This is a genomic window from Cupriavidus sp. 09_S30 (genome assembly GCF_056930435.1).
Map to the genome: position 1 here is coordinate 1,235,042 of NZ_JBXOWI010000001.1, position 13,746 is coordinate 1,248,787.

General features: G+C 62.1%; 16 protein-coding genes. All 16 read right to left on the reverse strand.

Annotated elements, in window-relative coordinates; genetic code table 11:
• Positions 1–952: 952 nt before the first annotated feature.
• The 16 genes from AC1Z3O_RS05840 to AC1Z3O_RS05915 all read right to left on the reverse strand — a co-directional run bounded on the left by AC1Z3O_RS05840 (position 953) and on the right by AC1Z3O_RS05915 (position 13,746).
• Positions 953–1,168, reverse strand: coding sequence for a hypothetical protein (locus tag AC1Z3O_RS05840; protein WP_483514273.1), 216 nt, complete (start codon positions 1,166–1,168; stop codon positions 953–955).
• 2 nt (positions 1,169–1,170) lie between these two features.
• Entirely contained in the window at positions 1,171–1,608 is a 438-nt protein-coding gene (locus tag AC1Z3O_RS05845; protein ID WP_483514275.1) for a hypothetical protein, read from the reverse strand.
• A 13-nt stretch (positions 1,609–1,621) separates the two neighbouring features.
• Positions 1,622–2,872: a gp53-like domain-containing protein gene (locus AC1Z3O_RS05850; protein WP_483514277.1), complete on the reverse strand. Its 1,251-nt coding sequence runs from the start codon at positions 2,870–2,872 to the stop codon at positions 1,622–1,624.
• Positions 2,873–2,881: 9 nt separating this feature from the next.
• Positions 2,882–3,478: a YmfQ family protein gene (locus AC1Z3O_RS05855; RefSeq protein ID WP_483514279.1), complete on the reverse strand. Its 597-nt coding sequence runs from the start codon at positions 3,476–3,478 to the stop codon at positions 2,882–2,884.
• Positions 3,479–3,487: 9 nt separating this feature from the next.
• On the reverse strand, positions 3,488–4,597 hold the full coding sequence (locus tag AC1Z3O_RS05860) for a baseplate J/gp47 family protein (protein ID WP_483514281.1): 1,110 nt from the start codon (positions 4,595–4,597) through the stop codon (positions 3,488–3,490).
• 10 nt (positions 4,598–4,607) lie between these two features.
• Entirely contained in the window at positions 4,608–5,057 is a 450-nt protein-coding gene (locus AC1Z3O_RS05865) for a phage GP46 family protein (RefSeq protein WP_483514282.1), read from the reverse strand.
• 22 nt (positions 5,058–5,079) lie between these two features.
• Positions 5,080–5,721 (reverse strand): phage baseplate assembly protein V, encoded by a 642-nt coding sequence (locus AC1Z3O_RS05870; RefSeq protein ID WP_483514283.1) that lies wholly within the window; start codon positions 5,719–5,721, stop codon positions 5,080–5,082.
• Positions 5,718–6,812: a phage baseplate assembly protein gene (locus tag AC1Z3O_RS05875; RefSeq protein WP_483514284.1), complete on the reverse strand. Its 1,095-nt coding sequence runs from the start codon at positions 6,810–6,812 to the stop codon at positions 5,718–5,720. Before AC1Z3O_RS05875 ends, AC1Z3O_RS05870 begins: the two co-directional genes overlap by 4 nt.
• Positions 6,809–8,251, reverse strand: coding sequence for a DNA circularization protein (locus AC1Z3O_RS05880; RefSeq protein ID WP_483514285.1), 1,443 nt, complete (start codon positions 8,249–8,251; stop codon positions 6,809–6,811). Before AC1Z3O_RS05880 ends, AC1Z3O_RS05875 begins: the two co-directional genes overlap by 4 nt.
• A 9-nt stretch (positions 8,252–8,260) precedes the next feature.
• On the reverse strand, positions 8,261–10,201 hold the full coding sequence (locus tag AC1Z3O_RS05885; protein WP_483514286.1) for a phage tail tip lysozyme: 1,941 nt from the start codon (positions 10,199–10,201) through the stop codon (positions 8,261–8,263).
• 131 nt (positions 10,202–10,332) lie between these two features.
• On the reverse strand, positions 10,333–10,626 hold the full coding sequence (locus AC1Z3O_RS05890) for a phage tail assembly protein (RefSeq protein ID WP_483514287.1): 294 nt from the start codon (positions 10,624–10,626) through the stop codon (positions 10,333–10,335).
• 7 nt (positions 10,627–10,633) lie between these two features.
• Complete coding sequence (locus AC1Z3O_RS05895; protein WP_483514288.1) at positions 10,634–11,002, reverse strand: phage tail tube protein; 369 nt, start codon at positions 11,000–11,002, stop codon at positions 10,634–10,636.
• 64 nt (positions 11,003–11,066) lie between these two features.
• Positions 11,067–12,560 carry a phage tail sheath subtilisin-like domain-containing protein gene (locus AC1Z3O_RS05900; protein WP_483514289.1) on the reverse strand — a complete coding sequence of 498 codons (1,494 nt, stop codon included), beginning with the start codon at positions 12,558–12,560 and terminating at the stop codon, positions 11,067–11,069.
• Positions 12,561–12,572: 12 nt separating this feature from the next.
• Entirely contained in the window at positions 12,573–12,767 is a 195-nt protein-coding gene (locus AC1Z3O_RS05905) for a DUF2635 domain-containing protein (protein ID WP_483514290.1), read from the reverse strand.
• Positions 12,764–13,408: an ABC transporter permease gene (locus AC1Z3O_RS05910; RefSeq protein ID WP_483514292.1), complete on the reverse strand. Its 645-nt coding sequence runs from the start codon at positions 13,406–13,408 to the stop codon at positions 12,764–12,766. The genes AC1Z3O_RS05905 and AC1Z3O_RS05910 overlap by 4 nt, the downstream gene beginning before the upstream one ends.
• Positions 13,405–13,746, reverse strand: coding sequence for a head-tail joining protein (locus tag AC1Z3O_RS05915; protein ID WP_483514293.1), 342 nt, complete (start codon positions 13,744–13,746; stop codon positions 13,405–13,407). Before AC1Z3O_RS05915 ends, AC1Z3O_RS05910 begins: the two co-directional genes overlap by 4 nt.

A 13,746-nucleotide genomic window follows, 5' to 3' on the forward strand; every position in this document is an offset into this window, starting at 1 on the left:
CCCCTTAATTGCCACCCGACAATGACGCACCATCCGCCATCCATCCTTCTCGAATCGACGCGGGGCGCTCGCGGTAGGTCCGAGTATCGCCTGGATTGCGACAGTGTGACGATCGGACCTGGCGGCCTCGTCGTCGAGGGTGTTGAGGTAGGACGCCTGCTGACTCTCAGTTGGGCGCCGGAATATGTGTCCTTCGATGCTTCGGGCGAACGCCACCGCTACAAAGTTGGCCCCATGGGTGTGGTTCGCCCGCGGCGCGCATTGTTTCCATTCGCCTAGTGCGTCAGCAGCCCGCTAGGATTCGCTGTAAGCACTGCCCAAGCAAGATACGCCGCACCCAGCATCAGAAGGCAGGCAGCCAATGCCCAGTAGTAGCGGCCCCCATGATGGGGCGGGTGAGAATGAAAGTGGTGAACTATGGCTTTCATTTGTGCGACCTTTAGCCCATTACCGGACGATGCATCGACTCATTTAGGCGAGCCCATGCTCGATCTTTCACCGATGCAAGATGCATGCCACGTCCGTGCGCATCGGCTCAAAGCCGGCCGGGGGCACGTCATACAGGCAGAGCCGAGCTTCTCACCGCTTCGCGAACTATCTACCTTTCCCCACCGAACTGCGGCGATGAACCTTTTTTTGCCCGGCGTGGCTGGCGCAGCGCGACGCGGTTGGGCGCGAGATTGAGGGGACGACCGTCAGCACGTCCGGGCGGGAAAACGCAACAGCGGCCCGATTTGGCCCGCCCGTAGCGATTGCGTCGTATACGGCGCAAACTTGCGATCCGGCGCAACTTGCCTATGCTGGCGGGAATGACGAACGCCCAATGACGCCCAGGACAGCCACGGGCAGGTAAGCGGGTACGCCCTACGTGCCCCGCGTGCCTGCATTTCCGAGGCCCGGCGCGCCCACCAGGGAGACAGAACCCGCCCGCGTGGCGGGGGGTTTTGTCTTTTCAGGGTGCCGCCGATTCGCGCGACGGCGTCGCCGGGACCGTGCCGGGCGTGTCGGCAGGCGTCGCGAAGGTCGTCAGGCGTTCGGTCCCGGCGACATACGCGAAACAAAAGACAAAGCAGGTCGGCAACAGCGCGTTGAGCGACAGGCGCTGCTGACCGGGCAGCGTCGCACACGCGGCCAGCATCGCGGCAGGGATCAACGCGAGGACTCGCATGGTCAGCCCTTCGATTTCTTCGCCTTCGCGTGCGCTGGCGCATCTGCCGGCCACGGCAGGCTGGCGCGGATTTCTTCATAGCGTGCCGCGCCTTGCTGCGCCATGTCTTCGGCGCCGGGCTGCCCTGTCACATTCATGCGCGCGGCTTCCATGAAATAGCGATCACTGCCTGTCACCGGGTCCGCATAGGCGTGCAGGCGGGCAGCTTCCACTTGCTCGCGCGTAGGCGGCGGCGGGGGCGGGGGATCAATGAGTGAGCCATTGCCTTTTTTATCCACCTTCATGCGCTTGCCTTTGGATTGCCCATCAAGTAAGGCGATCCATGTTTCGTTCGTAATCTCAATCGCGCCCTTGGGAATCTGGTCAGGCGTATGGATATCGTCGGCATAGAAGCCCGTGACGAAGTCGTCAGCGTCGACCGTGGCGAATTTCTGGCTCATGGCTATTTCCCCTTTATTTGCCAAACACCCAATAGGCCGCATATTGCGTATTGGAAGTTGTGACAGTGCTTGTCGCCGCAAGTCGCATGCCGGTCGTTGAGAAAATTTCACAATCAAGAGTAACTTGAGCGCCGGCACCGACGTTGTTTCCCTGTAAAGTCGCCATGGCTTGAAAAATGGCGGTCGTAAAGGCAATCGGGAAGGTGACATTGGCATAATTGAATGTGCCAGCCGTCAGGCCGCCGAATGTACCCGCCCCCCATTGCAAGATCAAACCACCGGGGAGTCTTTGATAGCCAACATTCGAGAGGCTTACGGCAAAATCGCCGGACGCACTCAACAGCCCTGGACCGCCGACCAGCCATTGACCGCCACCGGACGACACGGCAACGGCCATCGCGCCGTTTGGAATGGCGTAGGTCGTGTGGACCGAGCCATCGGCGGACAGCGTATCCGAGCCCGAACGGGAGAGCGTATAGGGTTGCCCTTGATTGGAAAGCAAGTACCCGGCACCGGCTGGGACCGAGGCGCCGGCGGGCAGGCTGATCGTCTGTCCTGCGGACCCGCAAGCGACGTTGATCATCTTGCCGACATCGGTCGAATTGAGCGTTCCCGTTGCGGTAATGCCTGCCACCCCGGCGTAATTCCCCAGCGCGCGTTGCAGAAACTGCGAGGTAATTATTTTCGTGCTGTTGTCGAATTGCGCAGGCGTGGCGCCATACGATCCCGCCGGCAATTGCATCGCGCCGCCCGCGCTTTGCATCAGGACCCACGAACTAAGAATCGTGCTGTACTGGACCTGACACCATTGGTTCGCGGCAATTTCGCCGCCAATCAGCGCGTTAAGCCCTTCGCCCACCAGCGGCTTCGCACCAGGACCGACATTCAAGGTAGACGCGCCTGTATTCGCGTTCTTCGCCTTGAACCATAGCAACATGCCATCGGTCAGCGCGGTAATGACAGGCGCATAGACGACGTTGTATGCATTCGCCGCGCCCGTATCCACGCCAAAGGTCATCGCGCCGCCCTGTGTCACGCGCTGGAAGCATTGCGATAGTTGGTTGAATTTCGTTTTGTCCAGCGCAATGCCTGCGCCCGTGATGGCGTTGCATAACTCCATCATCATCGAGTTAAGCCATTCCGCCGGCACAATCGTCGCGGCGACACCTGTCGCGGGATTGCCATCGGTAAAGAAGCCGGCAGTGCCCGCCGCAGTCGATGGCGGTTGCACTGGCTGTGCGGTCGCATTGTCGATCTGATACATGATGGACCCTCATGCGTAGTGGAATTGGACGATCGTGTGCGCAGGCGCAAGTGCCCTGATTTCGCACTCAAGCACGCTATTGCCCCATGTAGAAAGCGGTTCGCCGGCAGCAGAGACGCCCGCCGCGAAATGCGTGATCGTGTTTTGCGGCGCGTTGACCGACCATGTGTAAAACCAGTCAGACGTGCCAAGCGGATCGCCCGCGTCGGACTGACCGCATCGGAAAGGCGCGTAATTTGTGACCGTGACCGTGTAGCCGAGCGCCGCCGCGTAATCGATATAAAACTGTGCGGACTGTCCGCCCGAGTTGGTCAGGCGCGCGACCACTTGCGCCTGCCGCTGCTGGATCGTCGGGTTGGGTCCCGTGCAGGGATCGGGCAGACCTAGCGTCTTTTCCCATTCGGGTAGCAATTCAACCGCCGTCGCCGGGAATGCGTCGACCAACAGATGATTGCTGCGCGCGGTCTGGCTTTCGTAATTGCGTGTCAGACCGTCAGCGGTCGCGGTCTGCACTGCGCCTGGTTCCTTGGACCAGACGCGACCGCGCGGCATCAGTGCCTGAAAAGCGCGCAGGAAATCGGCGGCAAGCAGGGTAGGGGCAAGCATGGCGGTCCCCTATGCATAGGTGATCGTGCCGAGCGTCGGCAGATTGCCCGTGGCGCAAACGATGTTCGCGGTCGGCGACGTGATGACGAAGCCGGCGGTTCCAGGGACGGCAGCTATCGCGGAATCGATGTCGGACAGGTTGACCGTGCCGCCCGGCTTGCCCGTGCGGAAAAAGACATCGCTGATTGCCTGCGATATCGCGGCGCGCGTCGTCGTGCTGGCGTTGGTCAGGCCCGTGATCGTGAAGTTCTGCGCCGCCGCGACGGGCGAGACGACATAGACCAGCGCCGTGACAAGCTGCACGGGATAGATCGCGTTCGCGACGGTCAGTTGATCGCCGGTTGCGACCGTGCCGCGCGTTTCGTTCGCGGCGCAGCCATTGTTCCCCATCGGGAACCCGCCATTCGCCGCGTTCGCCTGATCGAGCATCACATAGACGACGACCGTCCCGGTCCCGTACCCGTTGGGCGTACACCATGCGCGCGTGACACCCGGCACGGCGAGCGCCCAATTCACATAGTCGTTGATATCGCCGCCCGCTGGCGGCTGCTGAAAGGCGGTCAGGACGCGCGCGCGGAAGGCGTCATTGCCTTCGGTATCCGCGCCGCCTGTGAAGGTGCTAGAGGCCGTGCTAGAGCCCTGCAGGCCGTTGATCGGGACCGCTAGGGAAAACTGCGTATTGGCGACGCAATTGCCCGTCGCGCCGGGCACTTCATCCAACCCGGCCACGGTCGCATTGCCGTTCGCGTCACTGGTCACGCTGGACTGGACCGTGTAGGACTCGCCATCGCCCCGGACAATTTTCGAGCCGGCGTTGATTGTGATATTCGGATTGCCGGCAAAGGTCGCGGTCCCTTGCGCGGCGGTCGCGTCCTTGCGATAGACGCCCTTTAGCGCGCCCCACGCTTCGAGATATTCGTCTGTTGCGGTATAGGGGACGGCCTGCCGTGAAATCCAGTCGAGATAACCGTAATGCAGGTTTGCGAGTCCTGCCTGAACATCCCCCATGACCCCAAGGTTAGAGAATCGCAGCAACGAATCCGCGCCGGGCAGTGCCGACGCGATATCCGCCGCGATGTTCGCGCGTAGCTGCGCGAGTGTCGGACGGGCGTAAGGCATTTGATCGTTCCTAGGTCATGAGTTCCTGCCATGCCCAAGTGAAGGCGGTTGTCTGTGTTGAACCATCCGAGCGATAGGCAACGATCTGCGCGCCTAAGAAACTCGCCCGCTGCCATTCCACGAGAATGTCGAAACGCGCGACCACGCCGTCATCGAGTAGCCATTGCAGGCACTCGGTCAGGTAGTCATAGGCGCGCTGTAGCGTGTTGTCGTTTTGCTTCGCGCGCTCCAATAGCCAGAGACGCGAGCCGATAGGCTTGTCGCTGCCGCTGTCACCCCACCAGCCGCGCGGGTGGCCCGATCCATCCGGAATGAAGTCATCCGGGAGCGCGGTCCGGTCCGTAAAAACCGAAATCAGGATCGCGGTTGCGAGGTCATCGCCGGACAGCAGGTCTGCGCCCTGCAGGACCCAATCCCCGCGACAACGGTCCACCGCCCATACGGTCGTGATGTCGGACATTTCGCCCCCCTTCATGCGGGAATCAAGGCGCGGGATCAGGTCCAGGTTCGGCGCTCGCATCGTTGGCGGCGTCGAGCATGGGTTGATTAGGCGGATTGCTTTGGACGGTCGAGCTGCCCGCCTGCACGTTTGGCACGGGGTGGTTGTGCGCGTTGTAGATCGTGCGCATGTTTGCCATCGTGCGGGCGTTCGTATTGCAGTTGTCCTGAATGTCGCCCGTGCATTTCAGGATCGGCGTATCGCATAGGACCATCTGCGTCGCCTGAATCGTCGCCGTGCTGGCGTTCTTGATCGTGACCGGCTGACCGTTGGCGTTGACTTCGATATGGTCCCCGGCCAGATAGACATATTTGCCGTCGACGCTGTAAATCTGCGTTTCGCCGGGCTGGAGGTTGCGCGGTCGGCTGGATTGGTGCGCGGTCCCGAGGATCACGCCTGCCGAGCGGTCGCCCGCGATAAACACCAGAATTGCGTCCGAGCCTGCCGGCGGCATCGAGGTAAAGCCAAATTCCGCGACGCGCGGACGGTCGTCGCCCGTTTCGTTCTCGCCGAGCTTGACCTGATGCGTCTGAATCGCGCCGGCATCGTTGCCGACCAGAAGACGACCGCGCCCGATAACCAGGCGCAGGCGCGCGGCCAGCGCCTCTAATGCAGCGGGAATCATTGCACCCCCCTGGCATCGGTCGGGACCACGTTCGAAAATTGCGGGATCAGATCAATCGGTTGCGGCGCGAAGGCGTCCGGCGGCATCAGGGTCAGATCGCAATGCGTACCTTCGTCATCAAGGCGATAGGTCACTTCCCCGATCAGTAACACCGCGCCCGCGATTTTCAGCGTCGGCAGGCTGACAGGCGCGAGTGTGTTAGGCGTCCAGAGCGTGCCGGCGCTGTCGCGCCAGTTATCCGTGGTCAGATTGACGACCGCGCCGCGTGCGACACGGCGGTTCATTTCCCAGACGGCGCGCTGGCGACAGACCGCGAAGCCGTTGATCGTCATGCTTTCCGCGATGATTACGCGCTGCCTGTGCCGTTTCACTTCGCCATCAAACACCGTAACCATTGTGTTCATGCTGCCGCCCGTGGCGTCGCGCAGCGAATCGAGCGACTGTTGCACAGCGACATATTCGGAAAAGCGGTCGAGCATCGAAAACGTGGTGCGCGCCGCTTCAACGTTGATACCTTCGACGAAGCCGCCCGCCGCTTGAACATCGCTGACGCGCGCAAGGACCAGATTCCCGTTGACATCGTCATAGATCATCGCGGCGCTATAGCGCGACACCCGTTCGAGAATCGAATAGGGCGTTTCACTCAACAGGATTTGCATGTATTGCAGGACGGGCAGGTCATCGATCTGGCAGACGACGCCGAGGCCCGCATAAGGCTGGACGAGTTGCGCCGCGATCTGCTGCAGATTGCTGTTCGCGATCTGGCAGCCCGGCCATTCCGCCGCGCAGTCGACTAGATCGGCGCACAGCGAGCGGCCCGCGACCGTGATCGAATGCTGTTCCGCGTCCATTTGCGCGACGACCGTATCGACGTATCCGGTCATGACGACATCGCCGCCGATCAGCAGGCGAAACGGGTCCCCGGCGCTAACCACCACGTCCTGTGCATCGGGGTAACGCTCCGTCATGCTGACCGCGAAGTCGGACGGCAGGCGTTCGATTCCGCGCGTGATCCGCGCCTGTTGCCAGCCCATTAGCGCCGACTGGTTTTCCCCGACCAGCAGCGTCACCTGATCGACCGTGCTTGTCATGATGCGAGGGCGCTAAAGTCCTGCGGCATGAATGCCGGGTGGATCGGGTCCGCCTGCGTAACCAGATCGTCGGACCGCGTCGCGTCGCGATAGATGCGCTGCGCCAGCGTCAGCGCCGGCAGGCTCGCGTTAAAGTGAAACGTCATGATTGGTGCGAGCGCGCCGCCGCGCGCCTTCAAATCCGCGACGACCGTTTTTTTCAGCGTCGTCAATGCCTGATAGACATCGTCCGCGCCGGTATTGCCAGCGATGGCGATTTCCGCATCGAGTGCCGCCGTCACCTGATCGGTCACGTTGGCGGCGTCATCCGCCGATGACGGTTGATAGGCGCTCGCGGCCTGCGCCAGTTGGGCGAGCGCCGCGCGGCGATAGAGCGCGTTCGATCCGGCCTGCATCGCGGCCTGCGCCTGCCCGATGGGGGTCCCCGTCGTCGCATCGTTCGATTGCACTTGCGACAGCGACAGCGACAGGCGCATCCGGTCCGAAGGCGCGACGGCGGATGCGGCCAGCGCGCCGGCCAGTCCCTGCGCCGCATCGCTCATGCCCTGCGCGTTGCCGGGCGCATTGGCCGCGCTGACTAGATCGCTGCCGGCTTCCGTGACGGCGGTCCGCGCGGCGGCGTCATTCACAATCAGTTGTTGCACGGTAGCCGGCGCCTGGATCGGATTGGTTGCCGCCGAATAGCCCGTATTGCCGCCCCCGAAGAACCGGCTAAACGATCCGGACAGCGTCGACACTGCGCCGAAAAACCGCTTTACGTCATGGGCCAGCGTGACCGCGCCCGTGTACCAGCCCACGGCGGTCGACACCGATTGCTGCACGATTGCCGCGCCGTATTGAATAGCGTTCGTCGTGTCGCGAATGAATGCGGCGAGGGACGCGACGCCGAGCGCGGAGACTGCCGCGTCCAGGGCATCGCCGGTCGAGGTCACGGCGAGCGGATAACGGCGCGCGCCGGCTTCGATAAACGTCAGCGACAATTCGAAATAGCGCCCGGCATCCCACCGTTCGTGACATTGCGCCTGCAGGCCCGACACCAGCAAACGCCCCAAGGTCGGGTGGACTAACTCGCCATCGCCTGCGGTTTCAAACGCTTCGATAAAGGCGGCACGCTGCGCGACCACGCTGCCGCTAGGCTGATAGCGCAGACTGTTTTCGAGCAGGAATGCGGTCAGATGATAGAGCCGTGCTTGCCGGCCCAAGTCTTCCACCCACACCCCGTCGCGCTGCGGGTAGCGATGCACGGACGTTTTGCGCCCGAATTGGGTTTCGCCTTCAAGGACACCGAAGGGCACGCCGCGAAACGATGCCGGGCGAATCTGCGACAGCCACAGTCCTGGCGCGACGCCGCCGATTGTCGCGGCCAGTGCAGACGCGGCGCTCGCCACGCCGCCAATCGCGCCGATGACATTTAAGGTGTTGCTTTGTGCGCTGCCCATGATCGCCCCTTACACGGCGTTCGCGGTCAGCATCGAGTCACGAACGCGGGTCTGCGTCGTGACATTGCCCGATGCCTTTGCGTTGACCTTGGTCCCGGCAGGCGCACCCGATAAGGAAACGTCAACATGCACGGTCCCGGACGCGCCTGCAGGCCCGGCGGCGCTCGCGACCGGCGCACCGGGCGTCATTGCGCCCGCAAGCGCCGTGGCGGCGCCTGCGCGGGTTGCGGCTTCCATCGCGGTCTGTGCCGGGCGCTCATACATGCGGGACACGATGTCCCCAGCTTCGGCGGCGGACTTCGCGCCGCGCAGCGCGGTCCCGGCGCGCTTCTCGGTCCCTTCGGTCAATTCGTAATTGACGAAAGCGAGTTGTTCCGCAAGCGATGATTGCGCAATCGGCTTGCCGGCCCATTTCTCGAAATTGGCTTGGCGGTCCTTATGCCATTGCGCGATGCCATAGGCGGCGCCCTTGTCGCCGACCGCTGCAGGATTCAGCGCGCTTTCGCGGTTCAGATTCGCGACGATGCCGGCGGCCTGTTCCTTCGTCCAGCCGTGCGCGGTAAAGAATGCTGCCGCGTCCTTCGCACTGGCGGTCGGTCCCACTTTTTCGCCGCGACGCCGCGCGAGTTCTTCGGATTCGCCTGTATTGAGATTCGGCGAATAGAGCGCCAAGCCCGCGAACAGCCCCGCCCCGGTAAGGCGCAACGGCGTAATCAAGCCCGCCATGCGCGCGAGCCAGCCCGCGCCGGCCCCTGCAGCAGCGCCACCCGCGCCGCCTGCCACTGCGCCGCCAGCCGCCGCACCGCCGGCCACTGTCGCGGCTTCGGCCACTGCGCCGCCGACGCCGAGAATCCCACGCGCGACTGCCGGCAGGATCGTCGTTGCGAGACTGACAAGGCTGGTCGTCAGGCTGACAAGCCCGGCAATCGGCCCGGCAAACGAAATGCCCGCGATAGCAAGCGCCACGCCTTTGACGCCGCCGAGCGCGTCGACAAACTTGCCGATATCCTCGCCGACCTTTTTCCAGTCGACCGACTGAATCCATCCCGCGATGCTTTTAACCGCGTCCGCGACATTGGTCGCGATCAGGTCGCGGTTCTTATCCACCCACTTGCCGAATTGCTCCAACATGGGTTGCAGGACTGGACTCAGCGCGCCGCCTATCGTGTTCTTGAGCTTGTCCAGCGTCAGCGTCAGTTGTGCCACGCTTTGCTGATAGGCTTCGCCGCGTTTAATTTCGGCTTCTGACATGGTGGCTTTGCGCCCGGCGGCCACGTATGCTTCCCACGCTTTTGCGCCGCCTTGGAGGGCCGGCAATAGGTCTTCCGATATATGCAATGTGCGCAAAATCAAACGCTGCGCCTGTACGTTGCCCTTCTGCGCCGCGACCGCTTCGGCGACTTGACGCATCCCGCGCGCGACATCGACCGCGCCGGTCTTCATGCGCGTCATGCTGATGCCGAGTTGATTCATCATGACCAGCGCCTGACCATTGCGCCCATAGGTCGCATCTTCGAGCGCATCGCCGAGTCCCTTCAGACTGGCGGTCATGGATTCGGACGATACGCCGGCCAGCTTGGCGGCGTTCTGGTATCCCTGCACTTCCGTGGTCGACATGCCGAGTTCCGCCGAAGTGTTCGCGATCTGCTGCGCGAGCTGGCCCCAGTTATTCGCCAGCGCGACGATCCCGCCGACTGTCGCGATCCCGGTCAGCGTGCCCATGATCGGGACCAGATTGCTGACGGCAGAGACGCAGGACCGCGCCGAATTGGTGACGCGATTAAATCCCGCGCTGACCTTGTCGAATCCCGCTTCTTTGCTGAAAGCGCCGACTGACTTTTTAAGGTTCGAGACCGGCGCGGTAATGCGGGCAATCTGGTCGTTGATCTTGCGAACGGTCGCCGTCGCTTTGTCGACGGCGCTGATCGTGATCGTGAAAGTGTTTGCCATAGGTCAGCCCTGCGGTCAGCCCTGCGCGGTCTTCATCATGCGGATCATTTGGTCATGCCACCATTGCAAGCGCGACAGCGGCAGCGCCCATGCTTCGGACGGTCCCCATCCGTAAAATTTGGTCACTTCGGCTAGGGCGCTGGACCAGTCTCGGGACCATCCGAGGTAAAACCCCCGAGATAGTCGTTCGCGTCCTTGAAATCGCGGTTGGTGAGCTTTTCGACGGCAGCGCGCGGCACGCCTGCGACTAGCGAAATCAGCGTGATGCCCACGCCGACATTCGTATCGGCGCGCGTCGCCTTTTCGAGTTCGCCCGCGGTTGGCTCGCGCAGGGTCAGCGATTCATAGACCAGGGCATCGGACCCATTGCCAAGCGTCACGACCTTGCGCAATTTCAGAACGAGTTCTTCGGGTTGATCGGGCATAGGTCGCTTAGGCTTCCGTTACTGAAAGCCCTTCCCACTTGACTTCGATAGTCGCGTCTGCCGCCTTCGCCGTCTGATCTTCAATCGTCCACATGTTTCGACCGATGACCGTTTTGCCGTTGGCTAACTGGCAGACAATCGTGCTGTTGCGCATCGCGTTGATCGCGGCGACGGACAGCCCGCCCGCATCGCGTAGCGTCGCATTGATGCCGCCGGGTCGCGGCTTCTCGCTGTACCCGTGTACGCCGTCCATGCCGGTCAAGGACTCGCGCGTGAATTGCGACGGGTTATATTCGAAGTCCCCCACCAGCATGTAGTTTTGGCCGTCAATCGTGATATTGGCGGTCCCGGCTAGGCGATTGCTAAAGTCAGGCATGATCCGCTCCGGAAATAAAAAAACCGCCCTAATGGCGGTTCGATATCGATGACGCGAGCGCGCGTTACTGCAGGGTGAATTGGAAAAGCAGGGCGAAAATACGCAGTTGATTGATCAGCACGGCGGGATAGAGGACGTCGACGCGATTCGGGTTCTGCGCGTTGATTTCAACAATGATCGCTTTCGCGAACACGTCCGATTGCTGCACGTAGCCGTTGTATTCGAGTTCCTGATATTTCGCGATCTGGTCCGCTTTGATGATCGAGGGCGTGACAATCGCGGAGCCCGGCGCGAAGCGGGTCCCATCCGCCGCAAGTTTCATCCGCGCAAACTTGCTGGTTAATTCGATCTTGAGCTGCCGCAGGACGTAGGCAATCGTGTTCAGCGTTTCGACTTCCAGATAACTGTTATCGGGCTGACCGAACGCGTTGACCTGATAGGTCGTGATCAGGTTTTCAATCGATACGGTCCCGTCCTGCGCGACTGCAAAGGTGGAAATCCCGTCCCACAGCAGCGTGTTGCGCTCCGTGATATCGAAGCGCGATTGCGGTGGCGGCGGCAGGATGCCGGGCAGTGCGACTGTCTGCAGCGGCAGGGCCGGATCGGCGCTCGCGGAGACGGCGACAGACCCGGTAATCGTCGCGGCCCACACGAAGTTGGGCGTTGGCGAATCGTCGAAACCCATGATCGACATATGCTCATCATTGCGACCATTGCCGAAGGTCTGCAGGCTGCCGAGCGTGCCGCGCATCGCTGCATATGCGCCGCCGTATAGCTGCATGGACCATGACCAGCGCCCGGTTGTGCTGGACAGGAACGATTTCATCGCGTCCAGGCTCGCGCTATCCGTGAAGGGGCAGGCGATGTAATCGAACGGCGTATCGGACAGCGCCGCAAGCCCAGCGGTCAGATCGGGATTCTTGAGCCCGCCGGCCATCGCGGTTATCGTCGCGGCAAGCCCCGGCGGCATGACTTCGCCGCCCGCCGATCCGCGATAGTTGAACCGCAGATCGATATCGTTGCCGGCCAGCCCGGCGTTCTTGGCGGTCAGGTTGACGGCATTCGTTGCGCCTGTTGCCGTCACGGGCAGGTCAAGGTTTTGATTGATCAGCGCGGCGAGATTGGTCGCACACTGCGCGGTGGACATCGTCGGCGCGACAGTCATCGATACCAGCGTGCCCGCGATATACAGCGACAGCACGCCGTTACCCGTTGGCGGCGCAGTGAAGGACACGGAGCCGGCGGCAGCCACGGCGGCGGGATCATCAGCGAGCGGCAGATACCAGAGTTCGCCGAAGGTATCCGCATTGCGGTATCCCTGCGTCATCAGCGCCAGCATCGAGCCCGCGCCGCCGACCGCTTTCGCGTCGGAGACGCCTGCGGAAATCTGCGGCACGTTGGGCGTGCCTGATCCCTCGCCGCTGCCTGTCGTGATCATCTGCCCAATCACCAGCGCCCGCGTGGTCGTCTGCCCGGAATTGGCGTGACTGTTATCGAGTTCGGCGTAGAACAGCGGTACGCGCAAATTCGCCGGAATGTTTTTGAACGGAATAGTCATGACAATTCCCCTTTACTTGCGCGCCGGCTTGTCGGGCGCATCCGCCTTTGCCGCCTTGCTGCCGTCCGCTTCGACCACGTCGCCATCGCGCAGGCGTCGAAACCAATAAAGGCTTTTTTCGTCTACGTCCTGGCCGTCATCGCTGATAAACAGGCCGGTTGCCGGATCGCGGATTTTCATTCCAGGCGCGGGTTTTACCTTGGTCATGATTTGCTGTCCTTTTGCTGTTGCGGATTGATCGAAATCTCGCCTTCGTTGCGCCCATCCGGTCCGGTCGTGCGCGGCGCAGGCGTGACCGCGTCGGGGAATGGCGGATTCGGATACGTCCCGTTCGGGTCGTAGACGTTGATCGAATCCATGTAGACGTGCAGGTCGTCGACGGACGTGGTGGGGTATGGATAAAAGTCTTCCGGCCCTTGGTAAAACTCCATCCCGATATGCATCAGCAATTGCGCTAGATGTTCGTCGCCGCTTGGATCGGTCGTGATGCTTGACCGGAAAAACGGGTATTGCTGCAGGATCGAAATCAGGTCCGGATAGTTGATAACCGCCTGTTTGATTTCGTCGCGGAAACGCTGCGCCTGGTCCATCAGGTTCGCCGCTGCGGCGTCTGCAGCCATCGCCGGGACCTGCATACGTGCCTCAATTTGTAGGGTCGTCGTGACCGTGAATTGCGGCGCGTTGCGGCCTAGCGACTGCCCTTCCTCATCTGGCGCAGAGACAAACAGAACGGGATAGTCCCCGTTCCATGTCGGCCAGTCGCGCGGCGCGTAGACATTGGTCCCGGCATCGGTGCGGCCCGTGAGAGCTTCCACCGTGAGCTGGACCAGATCGACGGACGTTGTCATGACGACAGCCGGTTGAGCATCAGGCGCGCGCCGCCGTGGCTATCCGGACGGACTTCGCGCACGATGAAAGTCAGATCGAGGCGCGGCACATAGAGCTTGTCGTTCTGTTGCGGCGTCACACTCTGCGCGTCGAATTGCGCAAGACGGACGCCGGCAGTCGGGCTGACAGTCGTCACGCCGATCTGGCCCGTTTCCAGCAGGAATTCCCGCGTATAGGCCCGGTCGAAAATGATGTCTATCGGGAAGGACGACGAACCGGCGGCCACGGGCTGATATTGCGCAGGCTCGCCAAACACGGCGAAGTTCGGCGCAAGGACGCACGCATCCCAATCGATCAC